General features: G+C 69.7%; 3 protein-coding genes. 1 reads left to right on the top strand and 2 read right to left on the bottom strand.

Annotated features, from left to right (window positions below; all coding sequences use genetic code 11):
- Positions 1 to 32 precede the first annotated feature (32 nt).
- Positions 33 to 20,975, top strand: coding sequence for an Ig-like domain-containing protein (locus V5B60_RS03210; RefSeq protein WP_332345589.1), 20,943 nt, complete (start codon positions 33 to 35; stop codon positions 20,973 to 20,975).
- Positions 20,976 to 21,105: 130 nt separating this feature from the next.
- On the opposite strand, the gene V5B60_RS03205 is transcribed toward V5B60_RS03210, so the two are convergent.
- Together V5B60_RS03205 and V5B60_RS03200 are read right to left on the bottom strand one after the other, a co-directional pair.
- The gene (locus V5B60_RS03205; protein ID WP_332345588.1) at positions 21,106 to 23,043 is read right to left on the bottom strand and encodes a bifunctional diguanylate cyclase/phosphodiesterase; all 1,938 of its coding nucleotides are present in this window, start codon (positions 23,041 to 23,043) and stop codon (positions 21,106 to 21,108) included.
- Between the two features lie 25 nt (positions 23,044 to 23,068).
- Positions 23,069 to 23,788, bottom strand: a complete 720-nt coding sequence (locus V5B60_RS03200; protein ID WP_332345587.1) for a transglutaminase-like cysteine peptidase — start codon at positions 23,786 to 23,788, stop codon at positions 23,069 to 23,071.
- Between the last annotated feature and the right edge of the window lie 2 nt (positions 23,789 to 23,790).

The raw sequence follows: 23,790 nt of genomic DNA, 5'->3' as shown, positions 1-23,790 counted from the left end.
CGCATTCCCAAACTTGGTCGCGAGAGTTCGTCATGGCTGATCTGATCCCGGTGGCACGCGTTTCAGCAATTCAGGGCAAGGCATACATCAGGCAGCCGGATGGCAGTCTGCGGCCGTTGCAGGTCGGCGACATGGTCTTCGAAGGGGACGTCATCGTCGCCGGCAGGGCCAGCCGTGTCGAGTTGAGCACCCCGGATGGTCGTGCCGTGCTGCTGCGGGCCAACGAGACGCTGACCATGGATGGCGAGGTCAGCGCAGCAATCCCGCCAAGTCGGACGGAGGCTGCCCTGAGCTCCGGAGCGGCCGACGTCAGCAAGGTGATCCAGGCGCTCACCAGCGGGGCGAGTCTTGACGATCTGTTGGACGAGACGGCTGCCGGGACGGGCACGCCGGGAGCGGACGGCGGACCAAGTTTTGTCCGGCTGTTGCGGATTGCAGAGAATGTGGACCCTCTTGTCTTCGAGTTCGGCACTGCGCGAGGCCGCGTCATCGAGGATGCCGGCGGTGGTGCAGCCAGTGCGGGGGCGGATCTCCTGGCGTTGGCTGAGTCCAGCGTCGCGGGACGCGACACGGTGGTCGTCGACAGCACCGCCCCGACGATCAGCATCGATGTCGTCGCCGGCGATGACCTCATTGACGACGCCGAAGACCAGAGCGTCACCTTGTCGGGCAGCACCAGCGGCGTCGAGAACGGCCAGGTCGTCAGCATCACCCTGGTTGACGCCGGTGGCACCGTCGTCTACAGCGGCAGCGCCGTGGTCGGCAACGACGCCTGGAGCATCGCCGGCGTCGACCTCTCGGCCTTGCCCGACGGCGCCGCCTACACCGTCACCGCCAGCGTCTCCGACGCCGCCGGCAACGCCGCGACCCCGGCGACGCGGCCGGTCAGCACCGTGGACAGCAGCGCCCCGACGATCAGCATCGCCGTCGTCGCCGGTGACGACGTCATTGACGACAGCGAAGACCAGAGCGTCACCCTGTCGGGCAGCACCAGCGGCGTCGAGAACGGCCAAGTCGTGAGCGTCACGCTGGTCGACACCAGTGGCACCGTCGTCTACAGCGGCAGCGCCCTCGTTGGCAACGACGCCTGGAGCATCGCCGGCGTCGACCTCTCGGCCTTGCCCGACGGCGCCGGCTACACCGTCACCGCCAGCGTCTCCGACGCCGCCGGCAACGCCGCGACCCCGGCGACGCGGCCGGTCAGCACCGTGGACAGCAGCGCGCCGACGATCACCATAGATGTCGTCGCCGGCGATGACCTCATCGACGACAGCGAAGACCAGAGCGTCACCCTGTCGGGCAGCACCAGCGGCGTCGAGAACGGCCAGGTCGTCAGCATCACCCTGGTTGACGCCGGTGGTACCGTCGTCTACAGCGGCAGCGCCCTCGTTGGCAACGACGCCTGGAGCATCGCCGGCGTCGACCTCTCGGCCTTGCCCGACGGCGCCGCCTACACCGTCACCGCCAGCGTCTCCGACGCCGCCGGCAACGCCGCGACCCCGGCGACCCGCCTGGTCAGCACGCTCGACAGCACCGCGCCGGCGATCACCATCGATGCCGTCGCCGGCGATGACGTCATCGACGACGCCGAAGACGACAGCGTCACCCTGTCGGGCAGCACGAGTGGCGTCGAGAACGGCCAGGTCGTCAGCGTCACCCTGGTCGACGCCGGCGGCACCGTCGTTTACAGCGGCAGCGCCGTGGTCAGTGGCGGCACGTGGAGCCTCCCCGGCGTCGACCTCTCGGCCTTGCCCGACGGCGCCAACTACACCGTCACCGCCAGCGTCTCCGACGCTGCCGGCAACGCCGCGACCCCGGCGAGCCGCCCGGTCAGCACCGTGGACAGCAGCGCCCCGACGATCACCATCGATGTCGTCGCCGGCGATGACCTCATCGACGACGCCGAAGACGACAGCGTCACCCTGTCGGGCAGCACGACTGGCGTCGAGAACGGCCAGACGGTCAGCGTCACCCTGGTCGACGCCGGTGGCACCGTCGTCTACAGCGGCAGCGCCGTGGTCAGTGGCGGCACTTGGAGCCTCCCCGGCGTCGACCTGTCGGCCTTGCCCGACGGAGCCGCCTACACCGTCACCGCCAGCGTCTCCGACGCCGCCGGCAACGCCGCGACCCCGGCGACGCGGCCGGTCAGCACACTCGACAGCACCGCGCCGACGATCAGCATCGCCGTCGTCGCCGGCGATGACGTCATCGACGACAGCGAAGACCAGAGCGTCACCCTGTCGGGCAGCACGACTGGCGTCGAGAACGGCCAGGTCGTCAGCGTCACCCTGGTCGACGCCGGCGGCACCGTCGTCTACAGCGGCAGCGCCGTGGTCAGTGGCAGCACTTGGAGCCTCCCCGGCGTCGACCTCTCGGCCTTGCCCGACGGAGCCGCCTACACCGTCACCGCCAACGCCTTCGACGCTGCCGGCAACGCCGCGACCCCGGCGAGCCGCCCGGTCAGCACCGTGGACAGCACCGCGCCGACGATCACCATCGATGTCGTCGCCGGCGATGACCTCATCGACGACGCCGAAGACGACAGCGTCACCCTGTCGGGCAGCACGACTGGCGTCGAGAACGGCCAGACGGTCAGCGTCACCCTGGTCGACACCAGTGGCACCGTCGTCTACAGCGGCAGCGCCGTGGTTGGCAACGACGCCTGGAGCCTCCCCGGCGTCGACCTCTCGGCCTTGCCCGACGGCGCCAACTACACCGTCACCGCCAGTGTCTCCGACGCCGCCGGCAACGCCGCGACACCGGCGACGCGGCCCGTCAGCACGCTCGACAGCAGCGCGCCGACGATCACCATAGATGTCGTCGCTGGCGACGACGTCATTGACGACAGCGAAGACCAGAGCGTCACCCTGTCGGGCAGCACCAGCGGCGTCGAGAACGGCCAGGTCGTCAGCATCACCCTGGTCGACGCCGGTGGCACCGTCGTCTACAGCGGCAGCGCCGTGGTCAGTGGCAGCACTTGGAGCCTCCCCGGCGTCGACCTGTCGGCCTTGCCCGACGGCGCCGCCTACACCGTCACCGCCAACGTCTCCGACGCCGCCGGCAACGCCGCGACACCGGCGACGCGGCCCGTCAGCACGCTCGACAGCACCGCGCCGACGATCAGCATCGCTGTCGTCGCCGGCGATGACGTCATCGACGACAGCGAAGACCAGAGCGTCACCCTGTCGGGCAGCACGACTGGCGTCGAGAACGGCCAGGTCGTGAGCGTCACCCTGGTCGACGCCGGCGGCACCGTCGTCTACAGCGGCAGCGCCGTGGTCAGTGGCGGCACGTGGAGCCTCCCCGGCGTCGACCTCTCGGCCTTGCCCGACGGCGCCAACTACACCGTCACCGCCAGCGTCTCCGACGCCGCCGGCAACGCCGCGACCCCGGCGAGCCGCCCGGTCAGCACCGTGGACAGCACCGCGCCGACGATCACCATCGATGTCGTCGCCGGCGATGACCTCATCGACGACGCCGAAGACGACAGCGTCACCCTGTCGGGCAGCACGACTGGCGTCGAAAACGGCCAGGTCGTCAGCGTCACCCTGGTCGACTCCGGTGGCACCGTCGTTTACAGCGGCAGCGCGGTGGTCGGCAACGACGCCTGGAGCATCGCCGGCGTCGACCTCTCGGCCTTGCCCGACGGCGCCGGCTACACCGTCACCGCCAGCGTCTCCGACGCCGCCGGCAACGCCGCGACCCCGGCGACGCGGCCGGTCAGCACACTCGACAGCACCGCGCCGACGATCAGCATCGCCGTCGTCGCCGGCGATGACGTCATCGACGACAGCGAAGACCAGAGCGTCACCCTGTCGGGCAGCACGACTGGCGTCGAGAACGGCCAGGTCGTCAGCGTCACCCTGGTCGACGCCGGCGGCACCGTCGTCTACAGCGGCAGCGCCCTCGTTGGCAACGACGCCTGGAGCATCGCCGGCGTCGACCTCTCGGCCTTGCCCGACGGCGCCAACTACACCGTCACCGCCAGCGTCTCCGACGCCGCCGGCAACGCCGCGACCCCGGCGACGCGGCCGGTCAGCACCGTGGACAGCAGCGCGCCGACGATCACCATAGATGTCGTCGCCGGCGATGACCTCATCGACGACAGCGAAGACCAGAGCGTCACCCTGTCGGGCAGCACCAGCGGCGTCGAGAACGGCCAGGTCGTCAGCATCACCCTGGTTGACGCCGGTGGCACCGTCGTCTACAGCGGCAGCGCCCTCGTTGGCAACGACGCCTGGAGCATCGCCGGCGTCGACCTCTCGGCCTTGCCCGACGGCGCCAACTACACCGTCACCGCCAGCGTCTCCGACGCCGCCGGCAACGCCGCGACCCCGGCGACGCGGCCGGTCAGCACACTCGACAGCACCGCGCCGACGATCACCATCGATGTCGTCGCCGGCGATGACCTCATCGACGACGCCGAAGACGACAGCGTCACCCTGTCGGGCAGCACGACTGGCGTCGAGAACGGTCAGGTCGTCAGCGTCACGCTGGTCGACACCAGTGGCACCGTCGTCTACAGCGGCAGCGCCCTCGTTGGCAACGACGCCTGGAGCCTCCCCGGCGTCGACCTCTCGGCCTTGCCCGACGGAGCCGCCTACACCGTCACCGCCAACGTCTTCGACGCTGCCGGCAACGCCGCGACCCCGGCGACCCGCCCGGTCAGCACGCTCGACAGCACCGCGCCGACGATCAGCATCGCCGTCGTCGCCGGCGATGACGTCATCGACGACAGCGAAGACCAGAGCGTCACCCTGTCGGGCAGCACGACTGGCGTCGAGAACGGCCAGGTCGTCAGCGTCACCCTGGTCGACGCCGGCGGCACCGTCGTCTACAGCGGCAGCGCCGTGGTCAGTGGCAGCACTTGGAGCCTCCCCGGCGTCGACCTCTCGGCCTTGCCCGACGGCGCCAACTACACCGTCACCGCCAGCGTCTCCGACGCTGCCGGCAACGCCGCGACCCCGGCGACGCGGCCGGTCAGCACCGTGGACAGCAGCGCGCCGACGATCGCCATAGATGTCGTCGCCGGCGATGACGTCATCGACGACAGCGAAGACCAGAGCGTCACCCTGTCGGGCAGCACGACTGGCGTCGAGAACGGCCAGGTCGTGAGCGTCACCCTGGTCGACGCCGGCGGCACCGTCGTCTACAGCGGCAGCGCCGTGGTCGGCAACGACGCCTGGAGCATCGCCGGCGTCGACCTCTCGGCCTTGCCCGACGGCGCCAACTACACCGTCACCGCCAGCGTCTCCGACGCCGCCGGCAACGCCGCGACCCCGGCGACGCGGCCGGTCAGCACACTCGACAGCACCGCGCCGACGATCACCATCGATGTCGTCGCCGGCGATGACCTCATCGACGACGCCGAAGACGACAGCGTCACCCTGTCGGGCAGCACGACTGGCGTCGAGAACGGCCAGGTCGTCAGCGTCACGCTGGTCGACACCAGTGGCACCGTCGTCTACAGCGGCAGCGCCGTGGTCGGCAACGACGCCTGGAGCATCGCCGGCGTCGACCTCTCGGCCTTGCCCGACGGCGCCGCCTACACCGTCACCGCCAGCGTCTCCGACGCTGCCGGCAACGCCGCGACCCCGGCGAGCCGGCCCGTCAGCACACTCGACAGCACCGCGCCGACGATCAGCATCGATGTCGTCGCCGGCGATGACCTCATTGACGACGCCGAAGACGACAGCGTCACCCTGTCGGGCAGCACGACTGGCGTCGAGAACGGCCAGGTCGTCAGCGTCACCCTGGTCGACACCAGTGGCACCGTCGTCTACAGCGGCAGCGCCGTGGTCAGTGGCGGCACTTGGAGCCTCCCCGGCGTCGACCTCTCGGCCTTGCCCGACGGAGCCGCCTACACCGTCACCGCCAACGTCTCCGACGCCGCCGGCAACGCCGCCACACCGGCGACGCGGCCCGTCAGCACGCTCGACAGCACCGCCCCGACGATCAGCATCGATGTCGTCGCCGGCGATGACGTCATTGACGACAGCGAAGACCAGAGCGTCACCTTGTCGGGCAGCACCAGCGGCGTCGAGAACGGCCAGGTCGTCAGCGTCAACCTGGTTGACGCCGGTGGCACCGTCGTCTACAGCGGCAGCGCGGTGGTCGGCAACGACGCCTGGAGCATCGCCGGCGTCGACCTCTCGGCCTTGCCCGACGGCGCCGCCTACACCGTCACCGCCAGCGTCTCCGACGCTGCCGGCAACGCTGCGACCCCGGCGAGCCGGCCCGTCAGCACACTCGACAGCACCGCGCCGACGATCAGCATCGATGTCGTCGCCGGCGATGACCTCATTGACGACGCCGAAGACGACAGCGTCACCCTGTCGGGCAGCACGACTGGCGTCGAGAACGGCCAGGTCGTGAGCGTCACGCTGGTCGACACCAGTGGCACCGTCGTCTACAGCGGCAGCGCCGTGGTCAGTGGCGGCACTTGGAGCCTCCCCGGCGTCGACCTCTCAACCTTGCCCGACGGCGCCGCCTACACCGTCACCGCCAGCGTCTCCGACGCCGCCGGCAACGCCGCGACCCCGGCGACGCGGCCCGTCAGCACGCTCGACAGCACCGCCCCGACGATCAGCATCGATGTCGTCGCCGGCGATGACGTCATTGACGACAGCGAAGACGACAGCGTCACCCTGTCGGGCAGCACGACTGGCGTCGAGAACGGCCAGGTCGTCAGCATCACCCTGGTTGACGCCGGTGGCACCGTCGTCTACAGCGGCAGCGCGGTGGTCGGCAACGACGCCTGGAGCATCGCCGGCGTCGACCTCTCGGCCTTGCCCGACGGCGCCGCCTACACCGTCACCGCCAGCGTCTCCGACGCTGCCGGCAACGCTGCGACCCCGGCGAGCCGGCCCGTCAGCACACTCGACAGCACCGCGCCGACGATCAGCATCGATGTCGTCGCCGGCGATGACCTCATTGACGACGCCGAAGACGACAGCGTCACCCTGTCGGGCAGCACGACTGGCGTCGAGAACGGCCAGGTCGTGAGCGTCACGCTGGTCGACACCAGTGGCACCGTCGTCTACAGCGGCAGCGCCGTGGTCAGTGGCGGCACTTGGAGCCTCCCCGGCGTCGACCTCTCAACCTTGCCCGACGGCGCCGCCTACACCGTCACCGCCAGCGTCTCCGACGCCGCCGGCAACGCCGCGACCCCGGCGACGCGGCCCGTCAGCACGCTCGACAGCACCGCCCCGACGATCAGCATCGATGTCGTCGCCGGCGATGACGTCATTGACGACAGCGAAGACGACAGCGTCACCCTGTCGGGCAGCACGACTGGCGTCGAGAACGGCCAGGTCGTCAGCATCACCCTGGTTGACGCCGGTGGCACCGTCGTTTACAGCGGCAGCGCGGTGGTCGGCAACGACGCCTGGAGCATCGCCGGCGTCGACCTCTCGGCCTTGCCCGACGGCGCCGCCTACACCGTCACCGCCAGCGTCTCCGACGCTGCCGGCAACGCTGCGACCCCGGCGAGCCGGCCCGTCAGCACACTCGACAGCACCGCGCCGACGATCAGCATCGATGTCGTCGCCGGCGATGACCTCATTGACGACGCCGAAGACGACAGCGTCACCCTGTCGGGCAGCACGACTGGCGTCGAGAACGGCCAGGTCGTCAGCGTCACGCTGGTCGACGCCGGTGGCACCGTCGTCTACAGCGGCAGCGCCGTGGTCAGTGGCGGCACTTGGAGCCTCCCCGGCGTCGACCTCTCGGCCTTGCCCGACGGCGCCGCCTACACCGTCACCGCCAGCGTCTCCGACGCTGCCGGCAACGCCGCGACCCCGGCGAGCCGGCCCGTCAGCACACTCGACAGCACCGCGCCGACGATCAGCATCGATGTCGTCGCCGGCGATGACGTGATCGATGACAGCGAAGACGACAGCGTCACCCTGTCGGGCAGCACGACTGGCGTCGAGAACGGCCAGGTCGTCAGCGTCACCCTGGTCGACGCCGGTGGCACCGTCGTTTACAGCGGCAGCGCGGTGGTCGGCAACGACGCCTGGAGCCTCCCCGGCGTCGACCTCTCGACCTTGCCCGACGGCGCCAACTACACCGTCACCGCCAACGTCTCCGACGCCGCCGGCAACGCCGCCACACCGGCGACGCGGCCCGTCAGCACGCTCGACAGCACCGCCCCGACGATCAGCATCGATGTCGTCGCCGGCGATGACCTCATCGACGACGCCGAAGACGACAGCGTCACCCTGTCGGGCAGCACGACTGGCGTCGAGAACGGCCAAGTCGTCAGCGTCACCCTGGTCGACGCCGGTGGCACCATCGTCTACAGCGGCAGCGCCGTGGTCGGTAACGACGCCTGGAGTATCCCCGGCGTCGACCTCTCGGCCTTGCCCGACGGCGCCAACTACACCGTCACCGCCAGCGTCTCCGACGCCGCCGGCAACGCCGCGACCCCGGCGACGCGGCCGGTCAGCACACTCGACAGCACCGCGCCGACGATCAGCATCGATGTCGTCGCCGGCGATGACGTGATCGATGACAGCGAAGACGACAGCGTCACCCTGTCGGGCAGCACGACTGGCGTCGAGAACGGCCAGGTCGTGAGCGTCACCCTGGTCGACACCAGTGGCACCGTCGTCTACAGCGGCAGCGCCGTGGTCAGTGGCGGCACTTGGAGCCTCCCCGGCGTCGACCTCTCGGCCTTGCCCGACGGCGCCGCCTACACCGTCACCGCCAGCGTCTCCGACGCTGCCGGCAACGCCGCGACCCCGGCGAGCCGGCCCGTCAGCACACTCGACAGCACCGCCCCGACGATCAGCATCGATGTCGTCGCCGGCGATGACCTCATTGACGACGCCGAAGACCAGAGCGTCACCTTGTCGGGCAGCACCAGCGGCGTCGAGAACGGCCAGGTCGTCAGCATCACCCTGGTTGACGCCGGTGGCACCGTCGTCTACAGCGGCAGCGCCGTGGTCGGCAACGACGCCTGGAGCATCGCCGGCGTCGACCTCTCGGCCTTGACCGACGGCGCCGCCTACACCGTCACCGCCAGCGTCTCCGACGCTGCCGGCAACGCCGCCACACCGGCGACGCGGCCCGTCAGCACGCTCGACAGCAGCGCGCCGACGATCAGCATCGATGGCGTCGCCGGCGATGACGTGATCGATGACAGCGAAGACGACAGCGTCACCCTGTCGGGCAGCACGACTGGCGTCGAGAACGGCCAGGTCGTGAGCGTCACCCTGGTCGACACCAGTGGCACCGTCGTCTACAGCGGCAGCGCCGTGGTCAGTGGCGGCACTTGGAGCCTCCCCGGCGTCGACCTCTCGGCCTTGCCCGACGGCGCCGCCTACACCGTCACCGCCAGCGTCTCCGACGCTGCCGGCAACGCCGCGACCCCGGCGAGCCGGCCCGTCAGCACACTCGACAGCACCGCCCCGACGATCAGCATCGATGTCGTCGCCGGCGATGACCTCATTGACGACGCCGAAGACCAGAGCGTCACCTTGTCGGGCAGCACCAGCGGCGTCGAGAACGGCCAGGTCGTCAGCATCACCCTGGTTGACGCCGGTGGCACCGTCGTCTACAGCGGCAGCGCCGTGGTCGGCAACGACGCCTGGAGCATCGCCGGCGTCGACCTCTCGGCCTTGCCCGACGGCGCCGCCTACACCGTCACCGCCAGCGTCTCCGACGCTGCCGGCAACGCCGCCACACCGGCGACGCGGCCCGTCAGCACGCTCGACAGCAGCGCGCCGACGATCACCATAGATGTCGTCGCTGGCGACGACGTCATTGACGACAGCGAAGACCAGAGCGTCACCCTGTCGGGCAGCACCAGCGGCGTCGAGAACGGCCAGGTCGTCAGCATCACCCTGGTTGACGCCGGTGGCACCGTCGTCTACAGCGGCAGCGCCGTGGTTGGCAACGACGCCTGGAGCCTCCCCGGCGTCGACCTCTCGGCCTTGCCTGACGGCGCCAACTACACCGTCACCGCCAGTGTCTCCGACGCCGCCGGCAACGCCGCGACCCCGGCGAGCCGCCCGGTCAGCACCGTGGACAGCAGCGCGCCGACGATCAGCATCGCCGTCGTCGCCGGCGACGACGTGATTGACGACGCCGAAGACGACAGCGTCACCCTGTCGGGCAGCACGAGTGGCGTCGAGAACGGCCAGGTCGTCAGCGTCACCCTGGTCGACGCCGGCGGCACCGTCGTTTACAGCGGCAGCGCCGTGGTCAGTGGCGGCACGTGGAGCCTCCCCGGCGTCGACCTCTCGGCCTTGCCCGACGGCGCCAACTACACCGTCACCGCCAGCGTCTCCGACGCTGCCGGCAACGCCGCGACCCCGGCGAGCCGCCCGGTCAGCACCGTGGACAGCACCGCGCCGACGATCACCATCGATGTCGTCGCCGGCGATGACCTCATCGACGACGCCGAAGACGACAGCGTCACCCTGTCGGGCAGCACGACTGGCGTCGAGAACGGCCAGGTCGTGAGCGTCACCCTGGTCGACGCCGGCGGCACCGTCGTCTACAGCGGCAGCGCCGTGGTCAGTGGCGGCAATTGGAGCCTCCCCGGCGTCGACCTCTCGGCCTTGCCCGACGGCGCCAACTACACCGTCACCGCCAACGTCTCCGACGCTGCCGGCAACGCCGCGACCCCGGCGACGCGGCCGGTCAGCACCGTGGACAGCAGCGCCCCGACGATCAGCATCGCCGTCGTCGCCGGTGACGACGTCATTGACGACAGCGAAGACCAGAGCGTCACCCTGTCGGGCAGCACCAGCGGCGTCGAGAACGGCCAGGTCGTCAGCATCACCCTGGTTGACACCAGTGGCACCGTCGTTTACAGCGGCAGCGCGGTGGTCGGCAACGACGCCTGGAGCCTCCCCGGCGTCGACCTGTCGGCCTTGCCCGACGGCGCCAACTACACCGTCACCGCCAGCGTCTCCGACGCTGCCGGCAACGCCGCGACACCGGCGACCCGCCCGGTCAGCACGCTCGACAGCACCGCGCCGACGATCAGCATCGCTGTCGTCGCCGGCGATGACCTCATTGACGACGCCGAAGACGACAGCGTCACCCTGTCGGGCAGCACGACTGGCGTCGAGAACGGCCAGGTCGTCAGCGTCACCTTGCGCGACAGCGGCGGCACCGTCGTCTACAGCGGCAGCGCCGTGGTCGGCAACGACGCCTGGAGCATCGCCGGCGTCGACCTCTCGGCCTTGCCTGACGGCGCCAACTACACCGTCACCGCCAGCGTCTCCGACGCCGCCGGCAACGCCGCGACCCCGGCGACGCGGCCCGTCAGCACGCTCGACAGCACCGCGCCGACGATCAGCATCGCTGTCGTCGCCGGCGATGACGTGATCGATGACAGCGAAGACCAGAGCGTCACCCTGTCGGGCAGCACCAGCGGCGTCGAGAACGGCCAGGTCGTCAGCATCACCCTGGTTGACGCCGGTGGCACCGTCGTTTACAGCGGCAGCGCGGTGGTCGGCAACGACGCCTGGAGCATCCCCGGCGTCGACCTGTCGGCCTTGCCCGACGGAGCCGCCTACACCGTCACCGCCAGCGTCTCCGACGCCGCCGGCAACGCCGCGACCCCGGCGACGCGGCCGGTCAGCACACTCGACAGCACCGCGCCGACGATCAGCATCGATGTCGTCGCCGGCGATGACGTGATCGATGACAGCGAAGACGACAGCGTCACCCTGTCGGGCAGCACGACTGGCGTCGAGAACGGCCAGGTCGTCAGCGTCACCCTGGTCGACGCCGGCGGCACCGTCGTCTACAGCGGCAGCGCCGTGGTCAGTGGCAGCACTTGGAGCCTCCCCGGCGTCGACCTCTCGGCCTTGCCCGACGGAGCCGCCTACACCGTCACCGCCAACGTCTCCGACGCCGCCGGCAACGCCGCCACACCGGCGACGCGGCCCGTCAGCACGCTCGACAGCACCGCCCCGACGATCAGCATCGATGTCGTCGCCGGCGACGACGTCATCGACGACAGCGAAGACCAGAGCGTCACCCTGTCGGGCAGCACGACTGGCGTCGAGAACGGCCAGGTCGTCAGCGTCACCCTGGTCGACGCCGGCGGCACCGTCGTTTACAGCGGCAGCGCCGTGGTCGGCAACGACGCCTGGAGCATCCCCGGCGTCGACCTCTCGGCCTTGCCCGACGGAGCCGCCTACACCGTCACCGCCAACGTCTCCGACGCTGCCGGCAACGCCGCCACACCGGCGACGCGGCCCGTCAGCACGCTCGACAGCAGCGCGCCGACGATCAGCATCGCTGTCGTCGCCGGCGATGACGTCATTGACGACAGCGAAGACCAGAGCGTCACCCTGTCGGGCAGCACGACTGGCGTCGAGAACGGCCAGACGGTCAGCGTCACCCTGGTCGACGCCGGCGGCACCGTCGTTTACAGCGGCAGCGCCGTGGTCAGTGGCGGCACTTGGAGCCTCCCCGGCGTCGACCTCTCGGCCTTGCCCGACGGCGCCAACTACACCGTCACCGCCAGCGTCTCCGACGCCGCCGGCAACGCCGCGACCCCGGCGACCCGCCCGGTCAGCACGCTCGACAGCAGCGCCCCGACGATCAGCATCGCTGTCGTCGCCGGCGATGACCTCATCGACGACAGCGAAGACCAGAGCGTCACCCTGTCGGGCAGCACGACTGGCGTCGAGAACGGCCAGGTCGTCAGCGTCACCCTGGTCGACGCCGGCGGCACCGTCGTTTACAGCGGCAGCGCCGTGGTCGGTAACGACGCCTGGAGTATCCCCGGCGTCGACCTCTCGGCCTTGCCCGACGGCGCCAACTACACCGTCACCGCCAGCGTCTCCGACGCCGCCGGCAACGCCGCGACCCCGGCGACGCGGCCGGTCAGCACACTCGACAGCACCGCGCCGACGATCAGCATCGATGTCGTCGCCGGCGATGACGTGATCGATGACAGCGAAGACGACAGCGTCACCCTGTCGGGCAGCACGACTGGCGTCGAGAACGGCCAGGTCGTGAGCGTCACCCTGGTCGACACCAGTGGCACCGTCGTCTACAGCGGCAGCGCCGTGGTCAGTGGCGGCACTTGGAGCCTCCCCGGCGTCGACCTCTCGGCCTTGCCCGACGGAGCCGCCTACACCGTCACCGCCAACGTCTCCGACGCCGCCGGCAACGCCGCCACACCGGCGACGCGGCCCGTCAGCACGCTCGACAGCACCGCCCCGACGATCAGCATCGATGTCGTCGCCGGCGATGACGTCATTGACGACGCCGAAGACGACAGCGTCACCCTGTCGGGCAGCACGACTGGCGTCGAGAACGGCCAGGTCGTCAGCGTCACCCTGGTTGACGCCGGTGGCACCGTCGTCTACAGCGGCAGCGCCGTGGTCAGTGGCGGCACTTGGAGCCTCCCCGGCGTCGACCTCTCGGCCTTGCCCGACGGCGCCGCCTACACCGTCACCGCCAACGTCTCCGACGCCGCCGGCAACGCCGCGACACCGGCGACGCGGCCCGTCAGCACGCTCGACAGCACCGCCCCGACGATCAGCATCGATGTCGTCGCCGGTGACGACGTCATTGACGACAGCGAAGACCAGAGCGTCACCTTGTCGGGCAGCACCAGCGGCGTCGAGAACGGCCAGGTCGTCAGCATCACCCTGGTTGACGCCGGTGGCACCGTCGTCTACAGCGGCAGCGCCGTGGTCGGCAACGACGCCTGGAGCATCGCCGGCGTCGACCTCTCGGCCTTGCCCGACGGCGCCGCCTACACCGTCACCGCCAACGTCTCCGACGCCGCCGGCAACGCCGCCACACCGGCGACGCGGCCCGTCAGCACGCTCGACAGCACCGCCCCGACGATCAGCATCGATGTCGTCGCCGGCGATGACGTCATTGACGACGCCGAAGACGACAGCGTCACCCTGTCGGGCAGCACGACTGGCGTCGAGAGCGGCCAGGTCGTCAGCGTCACCCTGGTCGACACCAGTGGCACCGTCGTCTACAGCGGCAGCGCCGTGGTCAGTGGCGGCACTTGGAGCCTCCCCGGCGTCGACCTCTCGGCCTTGCCCGACGGAGCCGCCTACACCGTCACCGCCAGCGTCTCCGACGCCGCCGGCAACGCCGCGACCCCGGCGAGCCGGCCCGTCAGCACGCTCGACAGCACCGCGCCGACGATCAGCATCGCTGTCGTCGCCGGCGATGACGTGATCGATGACAGCGAAGACGACAGCGTCACCCTGTCGGGCAGCACGACTGGCGTCGAGAACGGCCAGGTCGTCAGCGTCACCCTGGTCGACGCCGGTGGCACCGTCGTCTACAGCGGCAGCGCCGTGGTCGGCAACGACGCCTGGAGCATCGCCGGCGTCGACCTCTCGGCCTTGCCCGACGGCGCCAACTACACCGTCACCGCCAACGTCTCCGACGCTGCCGGCAACGCCGCGACCCCGGCGACGCGGCCGGTCAGCACCGTGGACAGCAGCGCCCCGACGATCAGCATCGCCGTCGTCGCCGGTGACGACGTCATTGACGACAGCGAAGACCAGAGCGTCACCCTGTCGGGCAGCACCAGCGGCGTCGAGAACGGCCAGGTCGTCAGCATCACCCTGGTTGACGCCGGTGGCACCGTCGTCTACAGCGGCAGCGCCGTGGTCGGCAACGACGCCTGGAGCATCGCCGGCGTCGACCTCTCGGCCTTGCCCGACGGCGCCGCCTACACCGTCACCGCCAACGTCTCCGACGCCGCCGGCAACGCCGCCACACCGGCGACGCGGCCCGTCAGCACGCTCGACAGCACCGCGCCGACGATCAGCATCGATGTCGTCGCCGGCGATGACCTCATTGACGACGCCGAAGACGACAGCGTCACCCTGTCGGGCAGCACGACTGGCGTCGAGAACGGCCAGGTCGTCAGCGTCACCCTGGTCGACACCAGTGGCACCGTCGTCTACAGCGGCAGCGCCGTGGTCAGTGGCGGCACTTGGAGCATCGCCGGCGTCGACCTCTCGGCCTTGCCCGACGGCGCCGCCTACACCGTCACCGCCAACGTCTCCGACGCCGCCGGCAACGCCGCCACACCGGCGACGCGGCCCGTCAGCACACTCGACAGCACCGCCCCGACGATCAGCATCGATGTCGTCGCCGGCGATGACGTCATTGACGACGCCGAAGACGACAGCGTCACCCTGTCGGGCAGCACGACTGGCGTCGAGAACGGCCAGGTCGTCAGCGTCACGCTGGTCGACACCAGTGGCACCGTCGTCTACAGCGGCAGCGCCGTGGTCAGTGGCGGCACTTGGAGCCTCCCCGGCGTCGACCTCTCGGCCTTGCCCGACGGCGCCAACTACACCGTCACCGCCAGCGTCTCCGACGCCGCCGGCAACGCCGCGACCCCGGCGACCCGCCCGGTCAGCACGCTCGACAGCACCGCGCCGACGATCAGCATCGCTGTCGTCGCCGGCGATGACCTCATCGACGACAGCGAAGACCAGAGCGTCACCCTGTCGGGCAGCACGACTGGCGTCGAGAACGGTCAGGTCGTCAGCGTCACCCTGGTCGACGCCGGCGGCACCGTCGTCTACAGCGGCAGCGCCGTGGTCGGCAACGACGCCTGGAGCATCGCCGGCGTCGACCTCTCGGCCTTGCCCGACGGCGCCAACTACACCGTCACCGCCAACGTCTCCGACGCTGCCGGCAACGCCGCGACCCCGGCGACGCGGCCCGTCAGCACGCTCGACAGCACCGCGCCGACGATCAGCATCGCTGTCGTCGCCGGCGATGACGTGATCGATGACAGCGAAGACGACAGCGTCACCCTGTCGGGCAGCACGACTGGCGTCGAGAACGGCCAGGTCGTCAGCGTCACCCTGGTCGACGCCGGTGGCACCGTCGTCTACAGCGGCAGCGCCCTCGTTGGCAACGACGCCTGGAGCATCGCCGGCGTCGACCTCTCGGCCTTGCCCGACGGCGCCAACTACACCGTCACCGCCAGTGTCTCCGACGCTGCCGGCAACGCCGCGACCCCGGCGAGCCGCCCGGTCAGCACGCTCGACAGCACCGCGCCGACGATCAGCATCGCCGTCGTCGCCGGCGACGACGTGATTGACGACGCCGAAGACGACAGCGTCACCCTGTCGGGCAGCACGACTGGCGTCGAGAACGGCCAGGTCGTCAGCGTCACCCTGGTCGACACCAGTGGCACCGTCGTCTACAGCGGCAGCGCCGTGGTCAGTGGCGGCACTTGGAGCCTCCCCGGCGTCGACCTCTCGGCCTTGCCCGACGGCGCCGCCTACACCGTCACCGCCAGCGTCTCCGACGCTGCCGGCAACGCCGCGACCCCGGCGAGCCGGCCCGTCAGCACACTCGACAGCACCGCCCCGACGATCAGCATCGATGTCGTCGCCGGCGATGACGTCATTGACGACGCCGAAGACGACAGCGTCACCCTGTCGGGCAGCACGACTGGCGTCGAGAACGGCCAGGTCGTCAGCGTCACGCTGGTCGACACCAGTGGCACCGTCGTCTACAGCGGCAGCGCCGTGGTCAGTGGCGGCACTTGGAGCCTCCCCGGCGTCGACCTCTCGGCCTTGCCCGACGGCGCCAACTACACCGTCACCGCCAGCGTCTCCGACGCCGCCGGCAACGCCGCGACCCCGGCGACCCGCCCGGTCAGCACGCTCGACAGCACCGCGCCGACGATCAGCATAGATGTCGTCGCCGGCGATGACCTCATCGACGACAGCGAAGACCAGAGCGTCACCCTGTCGGGCAGCACGACTGGCGTCGAGAACGGCCAGGTCGTCAGCGTCACGCTGGTCGACACCAGTGGCACCGTCGTCTACAGCGGCAGCGCCGTGGTCAGTGGCGGCACTTGGAGCCTCCCCGGCGTCGACCTCTCGGCCTTGCCCGACGGCGCCGCCTACACCGTCACCGCCAGCGTCTCCGACGCCGCCGGCAACGCCGCGACCCCGGCGACCCGCCCGGTCAGCACGCTCGACAGCACCGCGCCGACGATCAGCATAGATGTCGTCGCCGGCGATGACCTCATCGACGACGCCGAAGACGACAGCGTCACCCTGTCGGGCAGCACGAGTGGCGTCGAGAACGGCCAGGTCGTCAGCGTCACCCTGGTCGACGCCGGCGGCACCGTCGTTTACAGCGGCAGCGCCGTGGTCAGTGGCGGCACGTGGAGCCTCCCCGGCGTCGACCTCTCGGCCTTGCCCGACGGCGCCAACTACACCGTCACCGCCAGCGTCTCCGACGCTGCCGGCAACGCCGCGACCCCGGCGAGCCGCCCGGTCAGCACCGTGGACAGCAGCGCCCCGACGATCACCATCGATGTCGTCGCCGGCGATGACCTCATCGACGACGCCGAAGACGACAGCGTCACCCTGTCGGGCAGCACGAGTGGCGTCGAGAACGGCCAGGTCGTCAGCGTCACCCTGGTCGACGCCGGCGGCACCGTCGTTTACAGCGGCAGCGCCGTGGTCAGTGGCGGCACGTGGAGCCTCCCCGGCGTCGACCTCTCGGCCTTGCCCGACGGCGCCAACTACACCGTCACCGCCAGCGTCTCCGACGCTGCCGGCAACGCCGCGACCCCGGCGAGCCGCCCGGTCAGCACCGTGGACAGCAGCGCCCCGACGATCACCATCGATGTCGTCGCCGGCGATGACCTCATCGACGACGCCGAAGACGACAGCGTCACCCTGTCGGGCAGCACGAGTGGCGTCGAGAACGGCCAGACGGTCAGCGTCACCCTGGTCGACGCCGGTGGCACCGTCGTCTACAGCGGCAGCGCGGTGGTCGGCAACGACGCCTGGAGCATCGCCGGCGTCGACCTGTCGGCCTTGCCCGACGGCGCCAACTACACCGTCACCGCCCGCGTCTCCGACGCCGCCGGCAACGCCGCGACCCCGGCGACCCGCCCGGTCAGCACGCTCGACAGCACCGCGCCGACGATCAGCATCGCCGTGGTCGCCGGCGATGACGTGATCGATGACAGCGAAGACGACAGCGTCACCCTGTCGGGCAGCACGACTGGCGTCGAGAACGGCCAGGTCGTCAGCGTCACCCTGGTCGACGCCGGTGGCACCGTCGTCTACAGCGGCAGCGCCGTGGTCAGTGGCGGCACTTGGAGCCTCACCGGCGTCGACCTCTCGGCCTTGCCCGACGGAGCCAACTACACCGTCACCGCCAGCGTCTCCGACGCCGCCGGCAACGCCGCGACCCCGGCGACCCGCCCGGTCAGCACGCTCGACAGCACCGCGCCGACGATCAGCATCGCCGTCGTCGCCGGCGATGACGTCATCGACGACAGCGAAGACCAGAGCGTCACCCTGTCGGGCAGCACGACTGGCGTCGAGAACGGCCAGGTCGTCAGCGTCACCCTGGTCGACGCCGGTGGCACCGTCGTTTACAGCGGCCGCGCGGTGGTCGGCAACGACGCCTGGAGCCTCCCCGGCGTCGACCTGTCGGCCTTGCCCGACGGCGCCAACTACACCGTCACCGCCAGCGTCTCCGACGCTGCCGGCAACGCCGCGACCCCGGCGACGCGGCCGGTCAGCACCGTGGACAGCACCCCGCCCGTTCCGACGATCAGCCTCGATCCGAACATCACCGCCGACGACACCCTCAACGCCGCCGAAGCTTCGGCTCCAGTCACGCTCACCGGCCGCGTCGGAGGCGACGCGCAGGTCGGCGACACCGTCACCCTGACGATCAACGGCCAGAGCTTCAGTGGGTCGGTCGTGTCCGGTCCCGGCGGCAGCCTCGTCTTCGCCGTCGTCGTTCCCGGAGCCGACCTCGCCGCCGACCCCGACCGCACCATCGACGCCAGCATCAGCACGACTGACTCTGCCGGCAACAGCGGCAGCGCCAGAACCAGTGAACGCTACACGGTCGACGTCAGTGCTGCGGCGGCGATTGCCGTCGATCCGATCACGGCCGATGACGTCCTCAACGACGCCGAGGCAACAGGCCGGGTTACTGTCACCGGAACGGTTGGTGGTGACGCGGCTCCCGGCGACACGGTGGTCCTCACGATCAACGGCACCGCCTATGTCGGCTCGGTGCTGCCAGGGAACACCTTCAGCATCGACGTTGCCGGTGCCGATCTCGCCGTCGATACCCTGTTCCTGGCGTCGGTCAGCGGCTTCGACGATGCGGGCAATCCCTTCGTCGGCACCGCCCTGTCGCAGCACACGGTCGATCGCTCGGCTTCGGCGACCATCACGGTGGACCACATCACCGCCGATGACCTGTTGACCGCCAGTGAGGCCGCCGGGATGGTGCCGGTTACCGGAAGAGTTGGCGGTGATGCGGCGCCGGGTGACACGGTCGCACTGTCGATCAACGGCGTCTCCTATGTAACGACGGTTCTTCCCGGAAACACCTTCAGTGTCAGCGTTGCCGGATCCGACCTGGCTGCAGGAACCCAATTCACGGCAACGGTCAGCGGTACGGATGCTGTGGGCAATCCCTTCACTGCGACCGATACCTCGACCCACCGACTCGGCCCGGTGGCGGTCGATGACCGGGCGATGGTCTACGAACTACCCGCGCAGCGGATCTACTACAACGACTCGGCTGGAAACATCGGTACCGTCAGTCCAGCAACCGGAACACGCTCGCTGATCGGTAATGCCGGCCGGGTCTTCGGCGACATCGCGGTTGGTTCGACGGGCACGTTGTTCGGGATCACTCTCGACTCGACGAGTGTGCTCTACAGCATCAATCCGGCGACCGGCAGCGCAACCCGCATCGGAACGGTGACCGGCGCAGGTTTCATCAACGCCCTGGTCGCAAGTCCTGATGGCCGGCTTTTTGCTGCGGGAAACACTGGCGATCTGTACCAGTTGTCCACCATCACAGGTGCGGCGACACGGATCGGTACTTTCGGTTCCGGGCAAGGCTCGTCGGGCGATTTGCTGTTTGCCAACAATGCGCTCTACCTGTCGACGACGAACGGGACGATACGCAAGTTCGACCTTGCCACCGGTATTGCCACCACGGCCGTCTCCGGCCTGCCGAACGACCTCTACAATCTGGCGCAGACCGACGTCGGGAGCTGCGTCGGCAGCACGTCGAGCGGGCAGATGTATACCATCGATCTCGCCGCGGGAACTGCGGTTCGCACCGGTGTTTCGTCGGGTGGATCACCGTCGATGTATGGTTTCGCCGCCGCCCCGGTGGGCGGACCACTGGTGACGATCAGCGGTGACGTGACGCCGAGCACGGTCGGGCAGGACCGCGATCCCGATGGCTCGACGCTGGCCGTTGTCGGCGTCGTCGCCGGCGACGTCCCGGCGCCGGCGGCGACCGGTGTGGGTGCCGTCATCGATGGCACCTACGGGACGCTCACCATCGCTGCCGATGGCAGTTACGGTTACTCCCTCGACCATTCCCGAGCCGCCGTCCAGAGCCTCGGCGCGGGCCAGGTTGCCGACGACGTGTTCACCTACACGATCCGGGATGCCGACGGTGCGGTCGATACCGCCACCCTGACCGTCCAGGTGACCGGCGCCAGCGAGGTCCCGCCGCCGGTGAGCACGACGGGTGGCGCCGGCGCTGACACGCTCACCGGTGGTATCGGCGCCGAGACCATGCTGGGTGGCGCTGGCAACGACCTGATGAGCGCGGGGCTGGGTGCCGACGTGTTCGCCTGGCGTCTTGCTGACCGCGGAACGCCGGCAACGCCGGCGGTCGACACGATCACCGATTTCTCGGTCGCCTCGCGGGCGGCCGGTGGCGACGTCCTCGACCTGCGTGACCTGCTGCAGGGCGAGAACTCCTCGCCAGGCAGTTTGGACAACTACCTGCACTTCCGCGTCGAGGGTGGGGCAACGACTGTCGACGTCAGCAGTTCTGGCGGCTTCGCGGCCGGCTACGATCCCGCTGCGGTCGACCAGCAGATCGTCCTCGCCGGCGTCGACCTCTCGGCTGGAGGCCTGAGCACCGATCAACTGATCATTCAGGATCTGCTCAACAGGAACAAGCTGATCACCGACTGACCCTGGCGCTTTTCCTCCTGCCTGCCGACGGCGGCTTCTGCCCCGGCAGGCAGGCGGTGGCGGGGGCAGTGGTCGCCGTCGCTCGCACGCTGCAATGCGAGCTCGCCGTGCCGCTACCGGCGCGCGGGGGTCAGTCCCACTGCGGGTTCGCTGCCGGCGCCAGCACTGCCGGACCGGTGGCGCCGTCAAAGCCCAGGTCGGCGACAGCGGAAAGTTCATCCGCCGTCGCCACCCCCTCGGCGAACACCTGCCAGTCGAGTGCATGCGCGATCGTCGTCAGCCCCTTGAGAAAAGCCTGGTTGCCCCGGTTCGACGTGATGCCGCCAATGAAGCTGGCATCGACCTTGATGTAGTCGAGCGCCAGATCGTGAAGCGATCCGACTTGGCTGAAGCGGTTGCCGAAGTGCTCCAGGCCGACGCGGCAGCCGGCGGCTCTGGCGTCACGACAGAACTCGCGGAACGCGGTGAGATGCCGCAGGGCGCCGCTTTCGCCCACTTCCAGCCAAAGCTGCCGGGAATCGCTGGCGGCGTCGGCGAGCATGCTCAGGAGGGTCCGCCGGAAGCGTGTGTTCGCCAGCGAACTGGCGGCGAGGTTGATTGCCAGTCCATGGGGCGCGGGGTACGCCCGCAGTTGGCCGATGGCCAGGCTGACCGCCGCGAGATCGAGCGCAGGAGTCAGCCGCAGCCGTTCCGCGACCGGCAGGAAGACGCCAGCCGCCAGCCACTCCCCCTCTTCCGCGAAACGCAGTCGCAGGGGGCATTCACGGTGCGACAGCTCGCCCGTCGTGTCGATCACGGGGAAGGATGCCAGCCGCAGCCACTTCCTGTCGACGGCGCGGGAGATGGCTTGCGCCCATTGATCGGCCGTCGGCGGCAGCGCTTGCGCTGCGCCCGCGGTCGCCCCGCGGGTGCAACTGGTCCCAGTTGCTTCCGCGGCGGCGAGTGCGCGGTCGACCCTGGCGAGAAGATCGGCAAGCAGCGTCCCGTGCCTGGCGTGGCCATAGCCGATCCAGGCGAATGCCTCCTCGTCCGAGTAGGGTCTGCCGGCCTCGCGCAGCGCCGCCAACAGCTCGGCCGCTGCTGCCTGCGGATCGCGTCCGCCCGACAACATCATCGCGAAATCGGCGCCGTTCAGCCGACCGGCAAGCGACTGGCCGTCCCTTGCTGTGTGCTCCCGTATCGTTGCCGCAAGACAGCGAAGGAGCTCGTCCGTCGTCGCGCGGCCGAGCTGTCGGTTGCGGTCGGCCAGGTGCGCGAGGCGGATCAGAAGCAGGCTGCCCTCGCCGGCATGCTCGGCGTCGAGCCACTGCTGCAGTTGTGCCATGAAGTGGCCGCGGTTGGCGAGACCCGTCAAAGGATCGAGGTTGGCTTCCTGATGGAGCTTGTCGAGGCGCGCGGCTTCGTCGGCGAAGATCGTTGCGAGTCGCCGCACAGTCGCGTTCATCGCCATCGCCAGACGCTTCAATTCGGGTACCCTCGGCTCGTCGATGGTGACGAAGCGCCGCTCGGTGATCGCCGTGGCCTGCTCGATCACCGCCTGCAGCGGCGCCTTTAGGCGGCCGACGATGAACCAGCCGAGGCCGCCGGCGACCAGGCTGGCCAGCGCCAGTGCCACCACTACCCGCCAGACGCCCTGCCACAGGACCGTGTAGGCGAAACGCCGGTTGCTGATCACCGTCAGGGTGCCGATCTGATCCCAGCCGCTGCTGATCTGCGCCGTACCCGGTATCGCCTCGATCGGCAGCAGCCGGACAAACCAATCGGGAGCGTCGGGATCGTCTGGCAGGGCGGCCTTCTCGACCAGCGTTGCCCCTTCAGCATCGACGACCCGGATCAACTCGTAGCGGCCGCTGTCGAAAAGCGCCGCCGCACTCAGTTCGACCATCGCCGCGTCCGGTTTGCCAAGGCTGATGGCCAGTGCCAGAGCCGTGGCATTGTCGGCGTTCTTGATCGACAGCTCCGCCTCGAGGTAGGCACGCGCGCTCAGCAACGAGGCGACCAGGCTGCCTCCGAAAGCGAGCAGCATGCTGGTGACGATGGCAAGCCAGAATTGGCGGTAGATGGACATGATCGTGATCCTCTCTGTCGGCCCCTCAGTGGAAGCCCTCGCTGCGCGCCCGTTGCAACAGTCTCTCCCAGCGCGAGAGGCGACCAAGTGGCCCCGCGCTGGCCGACGTGGTTCCGGCGATCCCGGGATAGAGCCCCTCGCTGTTGAAGCTGAACACCGGCTGCAGGTCGCGGCGTTGCGCTGCCGGTCTAATGGTGGTGTGCAGATTGTCCAGCAGGACCGGTTCGGCGCGCGGGTTCGCGTAGTAGGCGAGGACCATGTGCGCCTGCTGTGCCGCCCCTGATGGCGTCGTCGTGCTGGCACGGACGTAGATGAGGCGCATCTTGCGCACCGGAATGCCGGCAAGCTGCAGCGAGAAGTACTTGGCAATGGCGAAATCCTCGCAGTCGCCCCTGCCGCGGCCGATGGTCTCGAGCGGCGTCGCCCAGTAGTCCGACTCCTGCCAGATCGCCCGGTCGTCGTCGAAGCTGATGTTCTGATTGAAAAAGTCGTTGATTCGCCGCAATTTTTCGCTGTCGTTGAGGAGGCTGGTCGAGGCGATCATGCGGGCCCAGTCGCGCAACAGGGTGATCCGGGCGGGGCCGAAGCGGGCGATGAGCTGTTGCTCCATTGCCGCCAGGTCGGGGTTGGCGGCTGCGTACCAGCTGGCGACGAGCAGCAGCGAGGCCGCGACGCAGGCCTGCACGCTGGCCGCGAGAGCGCCGAGCGCCGGCCGGATCGGTGCAAGGCGGGAGAAGGTGAGCAAGA

The sequence above is a fragment of the Accumulibacter sp. genome, from assembly GCF_036625195.1.
Taxonomy (GTDB): domain Bacteria; phylum Pseudomonadota; class Gammaproteobacteria; order Burkholderiales; family Rhodocyclaceae; genus Accumulibacter.
This window is presented reverse-complemented; position numbering and strand designations above follow the sequence as displayed.